18 protein-coding genes and 2 pseudogenes are annotated in these 18,423 nt (G+C 64.8%); 10 read left to right on the top strand and 10 right to left on the bottom strand.

Going from position 1 to position 18,423, the window contains the following annotated elements:
- Positions 1-402: 402 nt before the first annotated feature.
- The 4 genes and pseudogenes from J0F76_RS16785 to J0F76_RS16770 all read left to right on the top strand — a co-directional run bounded on the left by J0F76_RS16785 (position 403) and on the right by J0F76_RS16770 (position 4,079).
- Positions 403-1,647 carry an RNA-directed DNA polymerase gene (locus J0F76_RS16785; protein ID WP_242690304.1) on the top strand — a complete coding sequence of 415 codons (1,245 nt, stop codon included), beginning with the start codon at positions 403-405 and terminating at the stop codon, positions 1,645-1,647.
- A 127-nt stretch (positions 1,648-1,774) separates the two neighbouring features.
- Positions 1,775-2,980: an IS256 family transposase gene (locus tag J0F76_RS16780; protein WP_207471220.1), complete on the top strand. Its 1,206-nt coding sequence runs from the start codon at positions 1,775-1,777 to the stop codon at positions 2,978-2,980.
- Positions 2,981-3,058: 78 nt separating this feature from the next.
- Positions 3,059-3,601, top strand: a pseudogene (locus J0F76_RS16775) (ISL3 family transposase); the annotation flags it as partial.
- On the top strand, positions 3,540-4,079 hold the full coding sequence (locus tag J0F76_RS16770; protein ID WP_207471219.1) for an IS66 family transposase: 540 nt from the start codon (positions 3,540-3,542) through the stop codon (positions 4,077-4,079). The pseudogene J0F76_RS16775 and the gene J0F76_RS16770, both read left to right, overlap by 62 nt.
- On the opposite strand, the gene J0F76_RS16765 is transcribed toward J0F76_RS16770, so the two are convergent.
- The 7 genes from J0F76_RS16765 to J0F76_RS16735 form a co-directional block, all read right to left on the bottom strand.
- Positions 4,076-4,603, bottom strand: a complete 528-nt coding sequence (locus J0F76_RS16765; RefSeq protein WP_207471218.1) for a sterol desaturase family protein — start codon at positions 4,601-4,603, stop codon at positions 4,076-4,078. The genes J0F76_RS16770 and J0F76_RS16765 overlap by 4 nt on opposite strands.
- A complete protein-coding gene (locus tag J0F76_RS16760) occupies positions 4,600-5,298 on the bottom strand; it encodes a fatty acid desaturase (protein ID WP_207471214.1) in 699 nt (232 codons plus the stop codon). Before J0F76_RS16760 ends, J0F76_RS16765 begins: the two co-directional genes overlap by 4 nt.
- 392 nt (positions 5,299-5,690) lie before the next feature.
- Complete coding sequence (gene rnk / locus J0F76_RS16755; protein ID WP_207471212.1) at positions 5,691-6,098, bottom strand: nucleoside diphosphate kinase regulator; 408 nt, start codon at positions 6,096-6,098, stop codon at positions 5,691-5,693.
- A gap of 31 nt (positions 6,099-6,129) precedes the next feature.
- Positions 6,130-6,642, bottom strand: coding sequence for a GreA/GreB family elongation factor (locus J0F76_RS16750; protein ID WP_207471210.1), 513 nt, complete (start codon positions 6,640-6,642; stop codon positions 6,130-6,132).
- 215 nt (positions 6,643-6,857) lie between these two features.
- Positions 6,858-7,973, bottom strand: coding sequence for an N-acetylglucosamine-6-phosphate deacetylase (gene nagA / locus J0F76_RS16745; protein WP_207471208.1), 1,116 nt, complete (start codon positions 7,971-7,973; stop codon positions 6,858-6,860).
- A gap of 4 nt (positions 7,974-7,977) precedes the next feature.
- On the bottom strand, positions 7,978-9,003 hold the full coding sequence (locus J0F76_RS16740) for an SIS domain-containing protein (protein ID WP_207471205.1): 1,026 nt from the start codon (positions 9,001-9,003) through the stop codon (positions 7,978-7,980).
- A complete protein-coding gene (locus tag J0F76_RS16735) occupies positions 9,000-9,773 on the bottom strand; it encodes a UTRA domain-containing protein (protein WP_207471203.1) in 774 nt (257 codons plus the stop codon). Before J0F76_RS16735 ends, J0F76_RS16740 begins: the two co-directional genes overlap by 4 nt.
- A gap of 245 nt (positions 9,774-10,018) precedes the next feature.
- Between J0F76_RS16735 and J0F76_RS16730 the strand changes: the two genes are divergently transcribed.
- From J0F76_RS16730 to J0F76_RS16705, 6 genes are all read left to right on the top strand, one after another.
- Positions 10,019-10,909 carry an N-acetylmuramic acid 6-phosphate etherase gene (locus J0F76_RS16730; RefSeq protein ID WP_207471201.1) on the top strand — a complete coding sequence of 297 codons (891 nt, stop codon included), beginning with the start codon at positions 10,019-10,021 and terminating at the stop codon, positions 10,907-10,909.
- Positions 10,910-10,949: 40 nt separating this feature from the next.
- Positions 10,950-12,206 (top strand): ABC transporter substrate-binding protein, encoded by a 1,257-nt coding sequence (locus J0F76_RS16725; RefSeq protein ID WP_207471199.1) that lies wholly within the window; start codon positions 10,950-10,952, stop codon positions 12,204-12,206.
- Between the two features lie 77 nt (positions 12,207-12,283).
- Positions 12,284-13,201: a carbohydrate ABC transporter permease gene (locus tag J0F76_RS16720; protein ID WP_207471197.1), complete on the top strand. Its 918-nt coding sequence runs from the start codon at positions 12,284-12,286 to the stop codon at positions 13,199-13,201.
- A 10-nt stretch (positions 13,202-13,211) separates the two neighbouring features.
- Positions 13,212-14,051, top strand: a complete 840-nt coding sequence (locus J0F76_RS16715; protein ID WP_207471195.1) for a carbohydrate ABC transporter permease — start codon at positions 13,212-13,214, stop codon at positions 14,049-14,051.
- Positions 14,048-15,070, top strand: coding sequence for a Gfo/Idh/MocA family protein (locus tag J0F76_RS16710; protein WP_207471194.1), 1,023 nt, complete (start codon positions 14,048-14,050; stop codon positions 15,068-15,070). Before J0F76_RS16715 ends, J0F76_RS16710 begins: the two co-directional genes overlap by 4 nt.
- A gap of 10 nt (positions 15,071-15,080) precedes the next feature.
- Entirely contained in the window at positions 15,081-16,079 is a 999-nt protein-coding gene (locus tag J0F76_RS16705) for an ABC transporter ATP-binding protein (RefSeq protein ID WP_207471193.1), read from the top strand.
- Positions 16,080-16,097: 18 nt separating this feature from the next.
- Here the strand turns inward: J0F76_RS16705 and J0F76_RS16700 are convergent, their stop codons facing one another.
- The 3 genes and pseudogenes from J0F76_RS16700 to J0F76_RS16690 all read right to left on the bottom strand — a co-directional run.
- Positions 16,098-16,949 (bottom strand): dipeptide ABC transporter ATP-binding protein, encoded by an 852-nt coding sequence (locus J0F76_RS16700; RefSeq protein ID WP_207471191.1) that lies wholly within the window; start codon positions 16,947-16,949, stop codon positions 16,098-16,100.
- Positions 16,946-17,785 carry an ABC transporter ATP-binding protein gene (locus J0F76_RS16695; protein ID WP_207471190.1) on the bottom strand — a complete coding sequence of 280 codons (840 nt, stop codon included), beginning with the start codon at positions 17,783-17,785 and terminating at the stop codon, positions 16,946-16,948. The genes J0F76_RS16700 and J0F76_RS16695 overlap by 4 nt, the downstream gene beginning before the upstream one ends.
- 4 nt (positions 17,786-17,789) lie before the next feature.
- A pseudogene (locus tag J0F76_RS16690) lies at positions 17,790-18,335 on the bottom strand (ABC transporter permease subunit); the annotation flags it as partial.
- Between the last annotated feature and the right edge of the window lie 88 nt (positions 18,336-18,423).

Raw genomic sequence — 18,423 nt, 5'->3', positions numbered from 1 at the left:
TGGGTTTGTGGGTTTCAGTGGGTCTTACTCCCGCTACCCTGTCATAAATTGCACTGACAGTTTCTCGCGTTAGGCTGAAAAGAATACAAGGAACCCACAGAACCCACCTGCAACGATAAAAAGAGATGGAACGATCAGGGTCTGCCCCGCTACTTCTATGGCGAGGTGATAGGTCGGCGATGTTCCGAGCAGGCGATGCCGAGCTAGGCTCGAACGCGACTCCGGGCCGCAGTTCTCAAAAAAGACTTTGATGCCTCTCTACCTCCAACCTTCTAAACGAGCAATGAAGCCAAAAAGGTCACTGAAAGAGGCTGGTTCTATCTCCACGGGAAACAAACGCATCGCACGATAAATAGAATAAAAAACAAGTACTTACACAAAGAACTCTGTGGAACAAAGTTCATGACACGAATTATCGATTTAGACGCCGCATCGGCTAAAGCTTACCTTGAGAAGCCAGAGTGCTACTTTCGGTCGGACTTCCCGCCATACATTAGCTTTGAAACGATCCTAAAAGACGTGGCTACGGCCATGGGTGAACAGCCGTACACCACCTTCCAAAAGGCCAAGCCCGAACGGGCTGTCGATATGGCAGGCGTCAACTATGAGCTTCTCAGCACGAAGGACGGTCGTTTTGCTTGGCGACCGTTTGAGCTCATTCATCCAGCAATCTACATGACGCTGGTACAGACAATGTGTGAGGACGCGAACTGGAAGCTACTCCAGGATCGTTTGCAACAACTGCATACGGGCGCAGTCGAATGCACTAGCTTTCCTATGTCGACTGATGGTGCAGTCAAACATGACGCGGTTCAGGTGCGCAATTGGTGGCTGCGCTACGAACAACGTTCGCTCGAACTGTCGCTGGAGTACACGCATCTTTTGAAAACCGATGTCTCCAACTGCTATGGTTCGTTGTACACGCACAGTATTCCTTGGGCACTGCATGGATACGAAGCCGCCAAGGAAAAACAGGGCGACAAAAGCTTGTTTGGTAACAGGCTAGATTTTCACATCAGAAATAGTCGGTATGGGCAAACGAACGGAATTACTCAAGGATCCGTTCTTATGGACATTATTGCCGAGTTGGTATTGGCGTACGTTGACCATCTGATCACCCTTCAGCTCACTGACAGCCAAGATTTTCGCATCTTACGTTATCGCGACGACTACAGCATCTTCACCCGGAGCGATCACCGTGCAGCTGAAATTGTCAGGGTAATCAGTGACTGCCTTAGAAAAGTTGGGATGCAGTTAGGTTCGGCGAAAACCTTAGCCAGTGCAAACATAATAGAGGGAGCAATCAAGCCTGAAAAGCTGGCAGGAATTCACCTCGAAGATATGGATATCACTCACGCGAAGTCCATCCAAAAGCAGCTCCTGCGCCTCCATGCATTTGCTCGACTATACCCAAACACCGGAGCCATAAAGCGGCTAGCCGATAGCGCGTTTCAGAAGATCTCGAAGGCAACTGAAGCACCCGAAGATCTACGGGTGCAGGTGGCGATAGTGTGTGATATCGCAGCGCTCTCGCCTGGCGCGTTTCCTGCATTGTCTGGCGTCCTTGCTAAACTGATTTCTTTGGCTCCGGAAGTAGATCGACCGGAGATGTGGAAAAAGGTGACCGAAAAAATGCAGCGGGGGTAGTGTCCGCGGACGTGGTGTAATTTCACCGGCACGTTCGGTGTAATCTCGGGTGGCCATCGAGGTGTATGATCGAGGTGGAGTTTGGTGGAGTTTCGACGCTTCAACCACGAACCATACGGAGCCCCCGATGACCAAAACCACCATGGACCTGTCCGAGCTTTTGGCAAAGCACGATCAGGGTGATTTGCTGCGCAGCATCGCCGAGGCGGTCCTTCAGCTGATCATGGAGGCCGATGTCGATGGCCTGATCGGCGCCGGCCGGCACGAGCGCAGCGGCGACCGCACAACCTGGCGCAACGGGTATCGCGAACGCGCGCTCGATACTCGATTGGGCACTTTGAATCTGCGGGTGCCGAAGCTGCGGCAGGGCAGCTACTTCCCCGGCTTCCTCGAAGCCCGCAAGACTTCGGAACAGGCACTGGTTGCCGTAATCCAGGAGGCTTGGATCGGCGGCGTCTCGACGCGTCGGGTCGATGATCTCGTGCAGGCCATGGGGCTGAGCGGCATCTCCAAGAGCACGGTCTCGAAGCTGTGCAAGGATATCGATGAACGGGTCGGCGAGTTCCTGAACCGCCCGCTCACCGGGGAGTGGCCCTATGTCTGGCTCGATGCCACCTATCTCAAGCAGCGCCAGGGCGGGCGGATCGTCTCGGTTGCGGCCATAATCGCCGTGGCCGCCAATACTGAAGGCCGCCGGGAAATCATCGGCCTTGGCATCGGCCCTTCCGAAGCCGAAGCCTTCTGGACAGACTTCCTGCGCTCGCTGAAGGCCCGCGGTCTCGACGGCGTGAAGCTCGTGATCAGCGATGCCCATACCGGCCTGAAGGCCGCCATTGCACGGGTCTTTGAAGCTACCTGGCAAAGATGCCGAGTTCACTGGATGCGCAACGCCCTCGCCCATGTCTCCAAAGGCCAGCATACGGTGGTCGCGGCAGCGATCCGGCAAGCGTTTGAACAGCCCGATCGCAAGCACGCTGGCGATACCTGGCGCCATGTCGCGGAGCAGGTCCGCACCCGCTGGCCCAAGCTGGCGGACTTGATGGACGCCAGTGAGCATGACGTGCTGGCCTACATGGCGTTCCCTCGCCAGCACCGCACCAAGTTGCACAGCACCAACCCACTTGAACGCCTCAACAAGGAGGTGAAGCGCCGCGCCGATGTTGTGGGCATCTTCCCGAACGAAGCCTCCATCATGCGGCTGATCGGCGCGGTGCTGTTCGAGCAGAATGACGAATGGCAGACCTCGAGCCGCTACATGATGGCCGAGGCCTTCGCTCAGATCGACAAGGAGGAGATCGACCCCATTCTCAGCATTACCACAAAAGCCGCCTGATCATGACCTCAGGCCATCTGGGAAATTACACCAGCTTGACGGACGTGACCCGGCAATGCACTGCTCCCTTTGATCCAAGAACGTGGTTACGAGGGCAGCCTGTCAAACTTGCAGCGGCTCTTGGCCGGATGGCGCAGAGCCGAAAAACAGGAACAGGAGGGACCCATCAAGGAAGATCAGATCCTTGCACCGGTCCGGGACCCGGAAACCGGGCACGCGATTTCCCCGGTTATAGCGGCCGCACTCTGCATCAAACCAAGAGGAAAGTTCACCTTGGAACAGGCGAGAAAAGTCGAAGTTCTCAAGGAAGGCTCGCCTGCCTTCACAACAATGCGGCGCCTCGCCATGCGTTTCAATGGCATCTTGCGTGGTCGAAAAGCAGACCCGCTGCCCGCCTGGATCGACGATGCGATCGAAACGGACCTGGCGCCCATCGTGCGGTTCGCCCGAACCTTGAACAGAGACATTGATGCGGTCAGGAATGCGATCGAAATGGAGTGGAGCAATGGTCAAGCCGAAGGCCAGATCAACCGATTGAAGACCTTGAAGCGCGCGATGTATGGGCGAGCCGGCCCGAACTTGCTCAGGGCCCGAATGCTTCCTCTGCACCACACAAATTGAGGATGACCCGATTTATGGGCAACGCGACAGGAAGGGACAGCCGTCCGCAAAGGAGGCACCCATCCTCGCCGAGCGGTTCGACGACATCTTCGGGCAGCGCACCCGTTACAAGGAATTGGGTCAGTTGCTCGCTCCCCTGCACAGGCGAAAGGCCGAACTGCTGAAGGTTCTGGAACGACCAGAGATCCCGCTCCACACCAATTCCTCGGAAAACGATCTTCGGGCCTGCGTCACCAAGCGCCGGATCTCGGGCGGCACGATGAGCGCCGTTGGCCGCCAGGCACGCGATGTCATGCTCGGGCTGATGAAGACCTGCCAGAAGCTTGGCATCTCCTTCTTTGCCTATCTGGGTGATCGCCTCGGCGTCAAAGGGCTCACTGGCTGTATCCCGTTTCTCCAGAGCTCGTTGCCGTTCGGCCAGCTTGAACCAGGTTGCCCGGAAATCTGCCCCAGTCACCTGCGTAGGCGCCGCCCCTAATCCTCGGCCCGATCGGCGCGCCAAGCGTCGCGGTGCTTGGACTGGCGTTGGGCCAGAACGCCCGAGGATTTCAGCTGCGCCTTGAGATCGTCGACCGGCGGGGCATAGACGAAGCCGAAGGACACGCAGTCGTCGCGCCCTTCGACCGCATGATGCAGCCGGTGCGCCTGGTAAAGCCTGCGGAAATAGCCGCGTTTCGGGACATAGCGAAAGGGCCAACGCTGGTGGACCAGCCCGTCATGAACGACGAAGTAGATCACGCCATAGACGCTGGCCCCGACCGCGACCCACCACAGCCACGGCCACCACGCGCTGCCGACCGCGAAAAGCAGGATCGAGATCACCGCAAAGACCACGGCGTAAAGATCGTTCTTCTCGAACGCGCCGTGGGTTTCCTCGTGATGGGACTTGTGCCAGCCCCAGCCCAGCGGCCCGTGCATGATCCAGCGGTGAACCGAATAGGCGAAGCCTTCCATGGCCACGACGGTCAGGACGACGATCATGACAGGGACCAGAACGCTCATCTTTCATCCTTTCCGCGCATCGAGGGTAGCTGCCACCAAGGCACGGACGGGTAAAGGTGGTGTTCATGGTGATAGCCGCCGAAGTGAAAGCATGTCAGCAGCGACAGGGGCCGCCCGAACCGGGTCGAGCGGGCATTGTGGCGGTCGGGAAAGGCGTCGTGGTCCGGCCGGTGCGGCAGCCAGGTGCCGAAGACGAAAAGCTGCATCGATGCCAGGATCGAGGGCACGGCCCAGAAGCCCACATAAGCCCAGCGTGCCCCCAGGATCAGCGCATAAAGGATCACCGACCCACCCAGCACCCAGAACTCGCGCCAGCCGAAATAGGTGCGCACGAAGTCGATATACCAGGACATCGGCCCGCCGCGGCTGAAATCGGGGTCGTCATCCGTGCCGGCATGGCGGTGATGGGCCATGTGCTTGACGATCAGCTTGCGCCAGGAAAATCCCGCAAACAGCAGCAGGGCCAGCGAACCCAGGCCCTTGTTGATCGCCGGCCGGCCCGGAACGATGGCGCCATGCATCGCGTCATGCGCGACGATGAACAGCCCGACGGACAGCCAAGTCAGGCCGATCAGGCAAAGGACTGCAAGGACGGGCGATGCGGACGCGTCCAGATGCCACACCGCAAAGACGTGCAAAGCAAGCCAGGCGCAGATCACCGCGCCTGCAAGCGCAAGGCCGACAAGGCTGGACAAGGGGAATCGTCGCCACGGTTCGGACAAGCCCTGTCTCCATTCTCGCAATGCATCACCAGCCGCAATCTATGACCGCGCAGGAACAGTTTCCAGTCGAAGCTTCGTGATCCGCTCCGCGGGCCGTCAAGGCGCCGCGCGGTTCGGTCCGGACTGACCCGCCTTGCCCAGCGGGCCGACAGGAACGGCAGGCTCGGCGGTCCTCCGCGGCCAGGTCGCCGCCTGCATGGCCGCGACAAACTCGGTGCGGCAGATCGGGCAGCGGCCTGCGGCGGATCGGGGAACATCAGCCCCGCAAGCGAAGCAGGACGGGAGGATGAGGTGGCGGAACATCGGGTCTTCCTTGTGGCTGAGGTTGATGGGAGGCGGCGGGATCCAGGTCATGCGGCGACGGTTCATGCGGCGACGGGCGCGACGCCAAGGCGCAGCACCGTCAGGGCGCGTTCCTGGCCGTTGCGTGTCGTCCAGGTGACGCTGGCGCCGACGGGCAGGCCCAGAAGCGCGACCCCGATGGGCGTCAGGACCGAGACGGCGCCCTGGCTGATATCGGCATCCTCGGGCCAGGCCAGGGTGATCTCCTGTTCGCGGCCGCGGATGTCGTCGCGATAGGTCAGGGCGCTGTTCAGCGTGACCACATCGCCGGGCATCCGGCTTGCCGGGACGACCCGGGCCGTGGCCAGCTTGGACAAAAGCGGCTCGGCCACCTGCGGCAGGCCCGCACTGGCGGCCTCGGCCAGGGATTCAAGGCGGCCGAGATGATCGGCGTCGATGACCGCGCGAGGGCGGCGGGGTGATCGAGACATGGCAGTCTCCCTTTCGGTTGTGGATTTCGGTTCAGTCGTGACGCCCGGCGCGGGGGTCGCCCGGCTCGCGGACGGCCAGAATCCGCGCGGTGCCCAGCACGTCCTCGCTGTCCAGCAGCGCCATGCCCTGCCCGACCCGCAGCCCGATCAGCGTCACGCCCAGGTAGGTGCCGACGGCCAGGCGGCTTCGGTCATGGTCGGGATAGGTCCAGTGGTACAGCGTCCGTGTCTGCGGCCGTCCGGCGTCGATGGCGAAGCTGACCCGCGAGTCCCCCGTCACGACGTCGTGGCCGATGTCGCGGGTGTTGACCACCTCGGCATCGGCCATCTTCGCGCGGATCAGCTGCGCAAGCCGCAGGAAGGGCGCGGTGCCGATGGCCTGGAAGCGGCGCCGGTGTTCGTTCAGCTGCCAATAGTCGTATGTCCCCAGCCGTGCGCGGATCGGCCTGAGGGCCGAGATGTCGTCGAAGGCGGGCAGGTGGTCGTGTTGACGGGCGACGAGCCCCGCTCCGTTCCGGAGCCGGTCCTGAGAGGTATGGCGCATGATGATCCCGGTCGGGCCAAGGCCCGGCTGACTGAAGGTGATGAAGGAAGTCGCGCCCGGGAAAAGGCGTCAGCAGTTGCCCGCCTCTGCCCGGGGCAGAGAGCGCGTCAGCAAAGACCCGGAATAGATCCGGAACCTCGCGATATGGGCAAAGATCATCATGTCTCGATAGGTAGGCCCTGCCGCCACCCTTTGCAAGCCGGGCGCCGCGCCGCTTAGAAGCCCAGGCATTCCTTCAGGTGCAGGTCGTCGTCCAGCAACAGCATCTCGGCCCGGGCGCCGGGCCGGATCGCGCCGTAATCAGCCGCCCGCCCGATCAGCGCGGCGGGGATGGCGGACGCCATGCGCAGCGCCCGCGCGGCAGGAATGCCAAGCGTGCCGACCAGCCGGGCCACGGCGTCCGGCAGGGTCAGGTCGGCGCCAGCCAGAGTGCCGTCGGCCAGCGTCAGCCTGCCGTCCTGGCGCAGGACCTGCCTGCCGTGCAGCGTCATCTCCGTCAGGTCGGTGCCGGCAAAGGCCATGCAGTCGGTGACAAGGAAGATCCCTTCGGGCCGCGCCGTCAGGGCCAGCGACATCGCCGCCGGATGCACGTGCACCCCGTCGGCGATCAGGCCCGCGGCGCAGGTTCCGGTCAGCACCGCGCCGACCAGGCCGGGGCTGCGGTGGCCAAGCTGGCTCATGGCGTTGAACAGATGGGTGGCGCAGCGCGCCCCGGCGCGAAAGGCCGCCATAGCGGTCTCGTAGCTGCAGTCGCTGTGGCCCAGGCTGACCACCGCGCCCGCCTGCGACAGGGCGCTGATCTGTTCGGGCGTGGCGGCTTCGGGGGCCAGGGTGACCATCAGCGCGGGCAGATCCCGCGCCGCCCGGCACAGCCGGTCCAGATCCGCGTCCTCCATCGGCCGGATGAGCGCGGGATCATGGGCGCCCTTGCGGCGCGGGTCCAGATGGGGGCCTTCCAGATGCAGGCCCAGGAACCCCGGCACCCCGGCTCGCGCGGCCTTCAGGCCCGCCGCGATCACGCCCGCCGTGGCCTCGGCCGTGTCGGTGATCAGCGTGGGCAGCACCCCGGCGCTGCCCAGGGCGCGATGCGCGGCGCAGAGCCGTTCCAGATCCGCGACATCCGTTGAACCGGACACCAGGACCCCCCCGCCGCCATTGACCTGAAGATCAAGGAAGGCAGGCACCAGCATGCCTTCCAACGGCCGGCTGACCGGCGGCGCCTGCTCCAGCGGCAGCAGGGCCGCGATCCGCCCGCCCCGAGCCACGACGGCATGGCCGGTCAGGAAGCGGTCGCCGTCGAAGATCCGCGTGGCTGTCAGAACCTCCTGCATCGCCCTAGACCGTTTCCGTGACCTTGCGCAGATGGGGCGGCATGTCGGGATCGAAGCCCCGCGCCCGTGCCAGCCCCTCGACGCAGGCATAAAAGGACACTGCCAGCACCAAGGGCGCCACGACCGGATGCAGATCCGGCACCGAGGGCAGCGTCACCGCGCCCGCGGCCTCGGCCCCGGTCAGGAAGACATCCGCACCCTGACCCGCCAGGCGTTCCGCCGTTGCGACAAGCTGCGTCAGGGCGGCATCCGCGACGCCCAGGGCCAGCACCGGAAAGCCGGGCTGCACGATGGCCGCGGGCCCGTGCAGCACCTCGGCCGCGCTGAAGCCCTCGGCGTGAAGGCCGCAGGTTTCCTTCAGCTTCAGCGCCGCCTCGCCGGCAATGGCCACGGCCGGGCCGCGCCCCAGGACATAGGCCGATCCGGTCCCGGTCAGGCGCGCGGCAAGGGGCGACCAGTCGCAGTCAAGCGCCTTGGCAAAGGCCTCCGGCAGATCCGCCACCGCTTGGCACAGCGCCGCGTCCTGCCGCCATTCGCCCAGCAGCGCCAGCCCGGCCAGGATGCTTGTCACAAAGGTCTTGGTCGCGGCCACGCTGCGTTCGACCCCCGCCAGCAGCGGCAGCGCATGGGCCGAGGCCTGGGCCAGCGGGCTTTCCGGCGCATTGCTGATGGCGATGCTCAGCGCCCCCCCGGCGCCTGCCGCGCGCAGCATCTCGACGATGTCGGGGCTGCGGCCCGATTGCGAGATGCCGATGCAGGCCCCCTGCGCCAGATGCAGCGGCCGCCCATAGATCGAGGCGATGGACGGCCCCAGCGAGGCTACGGGCAGGCCCTGTTCCAGCTCGATCGCGTATTTCAGATAGGTCGCCGCATGGTCCGACGACCCGCGCGCGACGGTGGTGACCACCACGGGCGCGCGGTCGCGCAGCGCCGCCGCCGCCGCCAGCACGGCGTCGCGGCTGCCGTCCAGGAAACGACGCGCGGCTTCGGGGATTTCGGCAATCTCGCGCGCCATGTGGCTTTGGGTCATCCGGGCCTCCTGTCCGTGTCGGATGCCGATTTCAGTTCCACGGCGAAATCATAGGCGTCGCCGCGATAAAGCGATCTGGTGAACTCGATCACCTGCCCCGAGGGCAGGTACGAGACGCGTTCGATCCGCAGCCCCGCCGCCCCCGGCGTGACCTGCAGGAAGCCCGCATCCGCAGCCCCAAGGTTGGTCGCCGAAATGCGCTGCACGGCCCTGACCGGGCGCAGCCCCCGCGCCTCGAGCACGCTGTAGAGCGAGCTTTCCACCTGGTCCGGCCGGGGCAGCACCTGCTGCGACAGCGAGGCCCGCTCGATCGCCAGGGGCAGGCCATCCGACAGGCGCACCCGTTCCAGCCGCGCCACCCGGTCGGCGGATCCCAGGCCCAGGGCCATCACTTCCTCGGGGCTGGGCGCGAAAATCCCGCGCCCGATCCAGCGGCTTTCGACCGACCGGCCGCGACGGGCCATGTCCTCGGTGAAGGATGTCAGCAGCGACAGCGCCTGTTCCAGCCGCTCCACCTTGCGCGCGACAAAGGTTCCCGATCCGCGCCGCTGCACCAGCTGCCCCGAGGCCACCAGTTCCTGCACGCCCCGTCGCACCGTCACCCGCGACAGGCCCGTCATGCTGGCCATTTCCCGTTCCGGGGGCAGGCTGTCGCCGGGGCCAAGCCTGCCCGAGGCGATGGCATCCGCGATGCGCCGCTGAAGTTGCAGGTAAAGCGGGCCGTGCCCGGTTTCCGCAAATCCTTCGGGGCTGAATGGATCGTCGGTCACGGCGTCCGCCCACGGTCCGGTGCCAGGGCGCGGCCGCGCAATGCCCGGCGGCAAGCAGCGCCTTTCGCATCATTGACCAGACCAAGCGCCATCCGAATCTCCTGCCTGACCTAGTAATACCAAAAAAATGCCAATCGGAAGAAGATTCGGATGAATGCCGAACAGAAAGGGTTTTCTGACCTGTTCTGACAAAGGTCTTTACAGATGGTATTGCTTTGGCATCATCTGGCCAGCGGAGGAATCACATGGACCCTCGTCCCACCGAACAGCGCCACCCCTCGGCCCCAGGGCTGCACCTGCGCCCCTCGGCCCAGATCGGTGCGCTTTTCGTGCAGGCGCAGACCGATGCGATCGCCAGCCTGTCGGCAGCCCTTCCGGCAGTCGAGGCGGCGGCCCAGGCCGCTGCGGCGGCGCTGCGGCGGGGCGGCAAGCTGGGCTATGCCGGTGCGGGCAGTTCGGGGCTGATGGCGCTTGCCGATGCCCTGGAACTGGCCGGCACCTTCGGCATCCCGCCCGACCGCACGCCCGTCCTGTTCGCGGGCGGCGCCTCCGCGCTGCTGCATATGCGCGGCGATGTCGAGGATGACGCCGACGCCGCAGCCCATGATTTCCGTCGCAGCGGGCTGTCGCAGGGCGATGTGCTGGCGGTTGTCTCGGCCTCGGGCAGCACGCCTTATGCGCTGACGGTCGCGCAGGTCGCCAGGGCCGCGGGCGTGACGGTCGTGGGCATCGCCAATGTCGCGCCCTCGGGCCTTCTGGAACGGGCGGATATCGGGGTCCATCTGGCGACCCTGCCGGAACTGGTGGCGGGATCGACCCGGCTGGGGGCGGCGACCGCGCAAAAGGCGGCGCTGAACCTGATGTCGGTGCTGATGGGCATCGAATTGGGCCATGTCCATGACGGCTTTATGGTGAACGTCCAGGCCGACAATGCCAAGCTGGTCGGCCGCGCCGCCCGGATTGTGGCGGACGTGGCCCGGGTGGACGACGCGGCTGCCAAGGCAGCCCTGGCGCAGACCGGCGGCGCGGTAAAGCCGGCGATCCTGGTGGCGCAGGGACGCAGCCCGGACGACGCGGAACAGGCGCTGCGGCAAAGCGGCGGCCATCTGGCGCCCCTGCTGGCGGCGGAACAATAACCAACGGGCGCGCGACAGCGTCCTTCACAGGGAGACGACGATGAAAAAGACCCTCGGAACGGCCCTTCTGGCGGGCACGATGCTGGGCGGGACCGCCTGGGGCCAGGATGTCACGCTGACCATCGAAAGCTGGCGCAACGACGACATCACCATCTGGCAGGACACCCTGATCCCCGCCTTCGAGACCGCCAATCCCGGCATCAAGGTGGTCTTCTCGCCCTCGGCCCCGGCCGATTACAACGCCGTCCTGAACTCGAAGCTGGACGCGGGTTCGGCGGGCGACCTGATCACCTGCCGCCCCTTCGACGCCTCGCTGGAGCTTTACAACAAGGGCCAGCTGGCCGACCTGACCTCGCTTGCCTCCATGGCGAACTTCTCGGACGTGGCGAAATCGGCCTGGCAGACGGACGACGGCGCGGCCACCTTCTGCGTGCCGATGGCCTCGGTGATCCACGGCTTCCTGTACAACGCCGACGCCTTCGAGGAACTGGGCCTGACCCCGCCCGCGACCGAGGAGGAATTCTTCGCCGTCCTGGACAAGATCAAGGAGGACGGCACCTATGTCCCCATGGCGATGGGCACCCAGGACCAGTGGGAAGCCGCCACGATGGGTTACCAGAACATCGGCCCGAACTACTGGAAGGGCGAGGAAGGCCGCAAGGCGCTGATCGAGGGCACGCAGAAGCTGACCGACGAGCCCTGGGTCGCGCCCTTCGTCCAGCTTGCGAAATGGAAGGATTACCTGGGCGACGGGTTCGAGGCGCAGACCTATCCCGACAGCCAGAACCTGTTCACCCTGGGCCGCGCCGCGATCTATCCGACGGGGTCATGGGAAATCGGCGTCTTCAACCCGCAGGTTTCCTTCACCATGGGGGCCTTCCCGCCGCCGGTGCCGAACGCGGGGGACACCTGCTATATCTCGGACCATACCGACATCGCGCTTGGCATGAACGCCAAGACGGCGCATCCCGAGGAAACCAAGACCTTCCTGGAATGGGTCGGCTCAGCCGAATTTGCCACGCTTTACGCCAATGCGCTGCCGGGCTTCTTCTCGCTCAATTCGACCGCGGTCGAGATGGAGGATCCGCTGGCCAAGGAATTCGTGTCCTGGCGCGAGAAATGCGAGCCGACGATCCGGTCCACCTATCAGATCCTGTCGCGCGGCACGCCGAACCTGGAAAACGAGACCTGGAACGCATCCGCCAACGTGATCCGCGGGTCCGAGACGCCGGAAGACGCGGCCAAGCGCCTGCAGGAAGGCCTCGCCTCGTGGTATGAACCGCAGCAGGCGCAGTAAGGCGCCCGACAGTTCGGCAAGGCCGGGGCTGACCGTCCCGGCCTTCTGCCGCAGACACCAGGCAAGGGAACGCGATCATGGCGAAGGGACGGCCGATCCGCTGGCATATCGCGGTGTTTCTGGCGCCGGCGGTGCTGGTCTATAGCGCGATCATGATCCTGCCCCTGTTCAGCACGCTGAACCTGTCGCTGTTCACCCGGACCGAAGGCGGCACCGCCTTCGTCGGCCTGGACAATTTTCGCACCTTGTTCGGCGATCCCCGCTGGTCGGCGGCCTTCTGGAACGCGCTTGGCAACAACCTGTGGTTCTTTGCCGTCCACATGCTGGTGCAGAACCCCATCGGCATCCTGCTGGCCGCGCTACTGTCGTCGCCCCGGCTGCGGTTTTCGGCATTCTACCGCACGGCGATCTTCATCCCGACCATCCTCAGCTTCGTGGTTGTGGGCTTCATCTGGAAGCTGATCCTGTCGCCCTTGTGGGGGATCGCCCCGGACCTGCTGGACATGGTGGGCCTGAAAAGCCTGTTCGCCCCCTGGCTGGGCAAGGAAGAATACGCCCTGACGACGCTTGCGCTGATCTCGGTCTGGCAGTTCGTCGGCATCCCGATGATGCTGATCTATGCGGCCCTGCTGTCGATCCCCGACGACATCATCGAGGCGGCCGAGATGGACGGGATCACCGGCTGGTCGCAGTTCCGGCGCATCAAGCTGCCGCTGATCCTGCCCGCGATCGGCATCATCTCGATCCTGACCTTCGTGGGCAACTTCAATGCCTTTGACCTGATCTATGTCAGCCAGGGCGCGCTTGCCGGGCCGAACTTCGCGACCGACATCCTGGGGACGTTCCTGTATCGCACCTTCTTCGGGTTCCAGTTGCAACTGGGTGACCCGCATATGGGCGCGACCATCGCCACCGCGATGTTCGCCATCATCCTGGTCGGGGTCTGCATCTATCTGTTCCTGATCCAGACGCGGCTGCGCCGCTATCAGTTCTGAGGGCAGAACCATGAGCCAGCCCCGCCAGTCCCCCGCCCGCAGCATTGCCGCCCATGCGGTGCTGATCCTGTGGACGCTGATCGCGCTGTTCCCGGTCTTCGTGACGGTCGTGAACAGCTTCAAGTCGAAACAGGCGATCTTCACCCAACCCCTGGCCCTGCCGGGGCCGGACAGCTTCGACCTTGTCGGCTATCAGACGGTGGCCAGACAGGGCGATTTCGTGGCCTATTTCCAGAACTCGCTGGTGGTGACCTGCCTCAGCCTGTTCTTCGTGCTGCTGTTCGGGGCGATGGCGGCATTCGCTCTGTCGGAATACCGGTTCCGGGGCAACACGCTGATGGGGCTTTACCTGGCCCTTGGCATCATGATCCCGATCCGGCTGGGCACGGTCGCGATCCTGCAGATGATGGTGGCGACGGGGCTGGTGAACACCCTGACCGCCCTGGTGCTGGTCTATACCGCGCAGGGGCTGCCGCTGGCGGTGTTCATCCTGTCCGAATTCATGCGCAACGTGTCGGACGACCTTAAGAACGCAGGCCGGATCGACGGGCTGTCGGAATACCGCATCTTCTTCCGGCTGGTCCTGCCGCTGGTCCGGCCCGCAATGGCGACGGTCGCGGTCTTCACCATGATCCCGATCTGGAACGACCTGTGGTTCCCGCTGATCCTCGCGCCTTCGGAATCCACCAAGACCATCACCCTGGGCAGCCAGGTCTTCCTGGGGCAGTTCGTGTCGAACTGGAACGCCGTCCTGGCCGCGCTGTCGCTGGCGATCCTGCCGGTGCTGGTCCTTTACCTGATCTTTTCCCGGCAACTGATCCGGGGCATCACCGCAGGAGCCGTCAAATGATCCGTGTCCTTGTCGCAGGCCTTGGCAACATGGGCCAAAGCCACGCCCTGGCCTATCACAAGAACCCGGACTTCCAGATCGTCGGCCTGGTCAACCGCACCCCGCGCCCGCTGGCCGAGGGGTTGGAGGGCTATCCCTTCTTCGACGACTATGCCCAACCCCTGGCCGAGACCAAGCCCGACCTTGTCTGCGTCGCCACCTATTCCGACAGCCATGCCGACTATGCCGTGGCGGCGATGGAGGCTGGCGCCGATGTCTTTGTCGAAAAGCCCCTTGCCACCACCGTCGCGGATGCGCAGCGCGTGGTCGATGCCGCCGCCCGCCTGGGCCGCAAGCTGGTCGTGGGCTATATCCTGCGCCACCATCCAAGCTGGCAGCGCCTGATCGCTGAGGCCCGCGCACTTGGCGGGCCTTACGTCTTCCGCCTGAACCTGAACCAGCAAAGCTCCGGCCCGACATGGGAGGTGCACAAGGCGCTGATGGAAACGACGCCGCCCATTGTCGACTGTGGCGTCCACTACGTCGACGTGATGCTGCAGATCACCGATGCCGATCCGGTCGAGGTGCGCGGCATGGGCCTGCGCCTGGCCGATGACATCGCGCCGGACATGTACAACTACGGCCATTTCCAGGTGCTGTTCGCAGATGGGTCGCTTGGCTGGTACGAGGCGGGATGGGGGCCGATGATGTCGGACACTGCCTTCTTCGTGAAGGATGTGGTCAGCCCCAGGGGCGCGGTTTCGATCAGGATGCCCGACAGCGCGCGGTCGGACGACATCGACACCCATACGAAAACCTCGACCCTGCGGGTGCATCGGGTGGGCCAGGGGCACCAGGACCTGTCGATGGCGGACGAGCCGGGCCACCAGGACTTGTGCGACCGGGAACAGGCCTTCATGGCCCGCGCCATCGCCGAGGATCTGGACCTGACGCGCCACATGCAGGACGCCGTTCGGTCGCTGGCCATCTGCCTTGCGGCGGATGAAAGCGTGCGGACCGGCCAGATCGTGAAACTGTAAGGGACGGCGAATGGGCCAGCTGACACTTTCCGGCGTGACGAAGAGCTTCGGACCGGTCGAGGTCATCAAGGGCGTGGACCTCGAGGTCGCGGACGGAGAGTTCTGCGTCTTCGTCGGACCGTCCGGCTGCGGGAAATCCACGCTTCTGCGGATGATCGCGGGGCTGGAGGATGTCAGCGGCGGAACCGTGACGCTGGACGGGCGCGAGATCACCAACCTGCCCCCCGCCCGGCGAGAGATCGCGATGGTGTTCCAGTCCTATGCGCTTTACCCGCATCTGACCGTGCGGGACAACATGGGTCTGGCGCTGAAGCAGGCGGGCCATGCCAAGGCCGAGATCCGCGCCGCCACCGACCGCGCCGCCACCATGCTGTCGCTGGACGCGCTGCTGGACCGCCGCCCGGCCGAACTGTCGGGCGGTCAGCGCCAGCGTGTCGCCATCGGCCGCGCCATCGTGCGCCGTCCCAAGCTGTTCCTGTTCGACGAGCCGCTGTCGAACCTGGACGCCGCGCTGCGCGTCCAGACCCGGATCGAGATCGCGAAACTGCACCGCGACTTGGGCGCGACAATGGTCTATGTCACCCATGACCAGGTCGAGGCGATGACCCTGGCCGACAAGATCGTGGTGCTGCGGGCGGGCAAGGTCGAACAGACCGGCGCGCCCATGCAGCTTTACAACGACCCGGCCAATACCTTCGTGGCGGGCTTCATCGGCTCGCCGCAGATGAATTTCCTGGATTCGGGCGCCTTGGGCCTGTCGTCGCACAGCGCGGGCATCCGGCCCGAGCAGGTGCGACTGACCGATGGCCCAAGCCAGATCAGGGGCACGGTCAGCCATGTCGAACGGCTGGGCGGCGAGACGCTGGTCTATGTCCATACCGAAGGCCACGGCCTTCTGACCGCGCGGCTGTTCGGCGAACATGACCGTGCCGTGGGCAGCGACCTGGGGATCACCTTCGACCCGGCGCGGCTGTTCCACTTCGACAAGGCCGGTCAGCGCCTGCGCTGACCGGCACGCCGGGACGCCTCAGGCTACCGCCTGCCGCGCGGCCTTGCGGCGGGCAACGCGAGCCCGGATCGCATCCACATCGGTGACGGGGGTCGCCGCGAACAACTGCCGGGTATACGGATGGGTCGGGTTGGCAAAGATCGCCTCGCGCGGGCCTTGTTCGACTGCCTCGCCTTCGGAAATCACCATCACCTCGTCCGCGATATAGCGGACCACCGACAGGTCGTGGCTGACGAAGACATAGGTCAGGCCCATCTCGTCCTGCAGGTCGGCCAGCAGGTTCAGGACCTGCGCCTGCACCGACAGATCCAGGGCCGAGACGGGTTCGTCCAGAACCAGCAGCGACGGGTTCAGCATCAGGGCCCGCGCGATCGCGATTCGCTGCCGCTGCCCGCCCGAGAACATGTGCGGATAGCGGTTGTAATGCTCGGGCATCAGCCCGACCTTCTGCAGCATCGCCCGCGCCCGGTCGCGGCGTTCGGCGGCGGGGACATCGGTGTTGATGACCAGGGGTTCGGTCAGAACGTCGCCGATCTTCTGGCGGGGGTTCAGGCTGCCATAGGGGTTCTGGAACACCATCTGCACCTTGGACCGCAACTCGGGTCCGGGGCGGCTGGCGGCGATGTCGACGCGCTGCCCGTCGATCAGCAGCTCGCCCTCGGACGGGGCGTCGATCAGCGCGATGATGCGGGCCAGCGTGGACTTGCCCGACCCGGATTCGCCGACGATGGCCAGGGTCTTGCCCCTCTGCACGCTGAAGTCGATGCCCTTGACCGCGCGCACGGTCTTGGCGCGGCGCAACATGCTGCCCGGGACGTGGTAATCGCGAACGATGGCGCGTCCTTCGACAACGGGGGTCACAGGGGTCATCGCGCGGCCTCCTCGGTGAAAAAGTCGGACACGGTTGGCAGGCGGTCGCCGGTCGCGTGTTCCGGCAGGGCCGACAGCAGCGCGCGGGTATAGGGACTTTGCGGGTTCTCGAACAGATCCAGCACCTCGGCCTCTTCCATCTTGCGGCCCTTGTACTGGACCACCACGCGGTCGGCTGTCTCGGCCACCACGCCCATGTCATGGGTGATCAGGATCAGGCCCATGCCGTAATCTTCCTGCAACGACATCAGCAGATCCAGGATCTGCTTCTGGATGGTCACGTCAAGCGCGGTCGTGGGTTCGTCCGCAATCAAGAGCCGCGGGTTCGAGGCGATGGCGATGGCGATCATCACCCGCTGGCACTGCCCGCCCGACATCTGGTGCGGATAGGCCTTCAGCTTCTCCTCGGGCTGGGGGATGCCCACGGCGCGGAACAGTTCCAGCGCGCGGTCGCGGGCGGCCTTGCCCGACAGGCCCAGGTTGAAGCGCAGCACTTCCTCGATCTGGAAGCCCACCGTGAAGGACGGGTTCAGGGATGCCACGGGTTCCTGGAAGATCATCGTGATCTCGCGCCCGATCAGGCGGCGCCGCTGCGCGTCGGACATGGCCAGCATGTCCTGGCCGTCATAGGTCATTTCATCGGCGGTGACGGTGGCGGTGTCGGGCAGAAGGCCCATCACCGCCAGCATGGACACCGACTTTCCGGACCCGGATTCGCCGACGATGGCCAGAACCTCGCCCCGGTCCACGGACAGGTCCACCCCGTCCACGGCGGTGAAGCTGCCGGTGGCGGTGGCGAAGCGGACAGTCAGGTTGCGGATGGTCAGCAGGGACATGGCATCAGCTCCGCTTCAGCTTGGGGTCGAGCGCGTCGCGCAGCCCGTCGCCCATCATGTTGATCGCCAGGACCGAAACCAGGATGGCAAGGCCCGGCAGGGTCACGACCCACCAGGCGCGCAGGATGAATTCGCGCGCCTCGGCCAGCATGGTGCCCCATTCCGGCGCGGGCGGCTGCGCGCCCATGCCCAGAAAGCCAAGCGCCGCCGAATCCAGCACGGCCGAGGAGAATGACAGCGTGGCCTGCACGATCAGCGGCCCCAGGCAGTTGGGCAGGATGGTCTTGAACATCAGGCGCAGGTTGCCCGCGCCCGCCACGCGCGCGGCGGTGACATATTCGCGCCGCATTTCCCCCATCACGGCGGCGCGGGTCAGGCGGGCGAAATGGGGCTGGTAGACGATGGCGATGGCGATCATCGCGTTGGTCAGCCCCGGTCCCAGCACGGCCACCAGCACCAAAGCCAGCAGCAGCGAGGGGAAGGCCAGGATCACGTCCATCACCCGCATGATTACGGAATCGACCCAGCCTCCGAAAAAGCCCGCGATCAGGCTGTCAACGGCGGTGCAAAATCCGGCCACGCGGCGGGGTAAAATCAGGCCAGGCGGCGGTGACCGGCACCATGGCGCGCGCGCTCAC

It is taken from the genome of Paracoccus fontiphilus (assembly GCF_017356265.1).
GTDB classification, from domain to species: domain Bacteria; phylum Pseudomonadota; class Alphaproteobacteria; order Rhodobacterales; family Rhodobacteraceae; genus Paracoccus; species Paracoccus fontiphilus.
Note: the sequence above shows the minus strand (reverse complement) of the source record. Positions and strands in the feature narration are given on the sequence as shown.

Bases quoted from the DNA above. Each gene is read 5' to 3' on its own strand.
- J0F76_RS16785 (WP_242690304.1), top strand. From the start codon at position 403: ATGACACGAATTATCGATTTAGACGCCGCATCGGCTAAAGCTTACCTT.
- J0F76_RS16780 (WP_207471220.1), top strand. From the start codon at position 1,775: ATGACCAAAACCACCATGGACCTGTCCGAGCTTTTGGCAAAGCACGAT.
- J0F76_RS16770 (WP_207471219.1), top strand. From the start codon at position 3,540: ATGGGCGAGCCGGCCCGAACTTGCTCAGGGCCCGAATGCTTCCTCTGC.
- J0F76_RS16765 (WP_207471218.1), bottom strand. From the start codon at position 4,603: ATGAGCGTTCTGGTCCCTGTCATGATCGTCGTCCTGACCGTCGTGGCC.
- rnk (WP_207471212.1), bottom strand. From the start codon at position 6,098: ATGTCTCGATCACCCCGCCGCCCTCGCGCGGTCATCGACGCCGATCAT.
- J0F76_RS16750 (WP_207471210.1), bottom strand. From the start codon at position 6,642: ATGCGCCATACCTCTCAGGACCGGCTCCGGAACGGAGCGGGGCTCGTC.
- nagA (WP_207471208.1), bottom strand. From the start codon at position 7,973: ATGCAGGAGGTTCTGACAGCCACGCGGATCTTCGACGGCGACCGCTTC.
- J0F76_RS16740 (WP_207471205.1), bottom strand. From the start codon at position 9,003: ATGACCCAAAGCCACATGGCGCGCGAGATTGCCGAAATCCCCGAAGCC.
- J0F76_RS16730 (WP_207471201.1), top strand. From the start codon at position 10,019: ATGGACCCTCGTCCCACCGAACAGCGCCACCCCTCGGCCCCAGGGCTG.
- J0F76_RS16725 (WP_207471199.1), top strand. From the start codon at position 10,950: ATGAAAAAGACCCTCGGAACGGCCCTTCTGGCGGGCACGATGCTGGGC.
- J0F76_RS16720 (WP_207471197.1), top strand. From the start codon at position 12,284: ATGGCGAAGGGACGGCCGATCCGCTGGCATATCGCGGTGTTTCTGGCG.
- J0F76_RS16715 (WP_207471195.1), top strand. From the start codon at position 13,212: ATGAGCCAGCCCCGCCAGTCCCCCGCCCGCAGCATTGCCGCCCATGCG.
- J0F76_RS16710 (WP_207471194.1), top strand. From the start codon at position 14,048: ATGATCCGTGTCCTTGTCGCAGGCCTTGGCAACATGGGCCAAAGCCAC.
- J0F76_RS16705 (WP_207471193.1), top strand. From the start codon at position 15,081: ATGGGCCAGCTGACACTTTCCGGCGTGACGAAGAGCTTCGGACCGGTC.
- J0F76_RS16700 (WP_207471191.1), bottom strand. From the start codon at position 16,949: ATGACCCCTGTGACCCCCGTTGTCGAAGGACGCGCCATCGTTCGCGAT.
- J0F76_RS16695 (WP_207471190.1), bottom strand. From the start codon at position 17,785: ATGTCCCTGCTGACCATCCGCAACCTGACTGTCCGCTTCGCCACCGCC.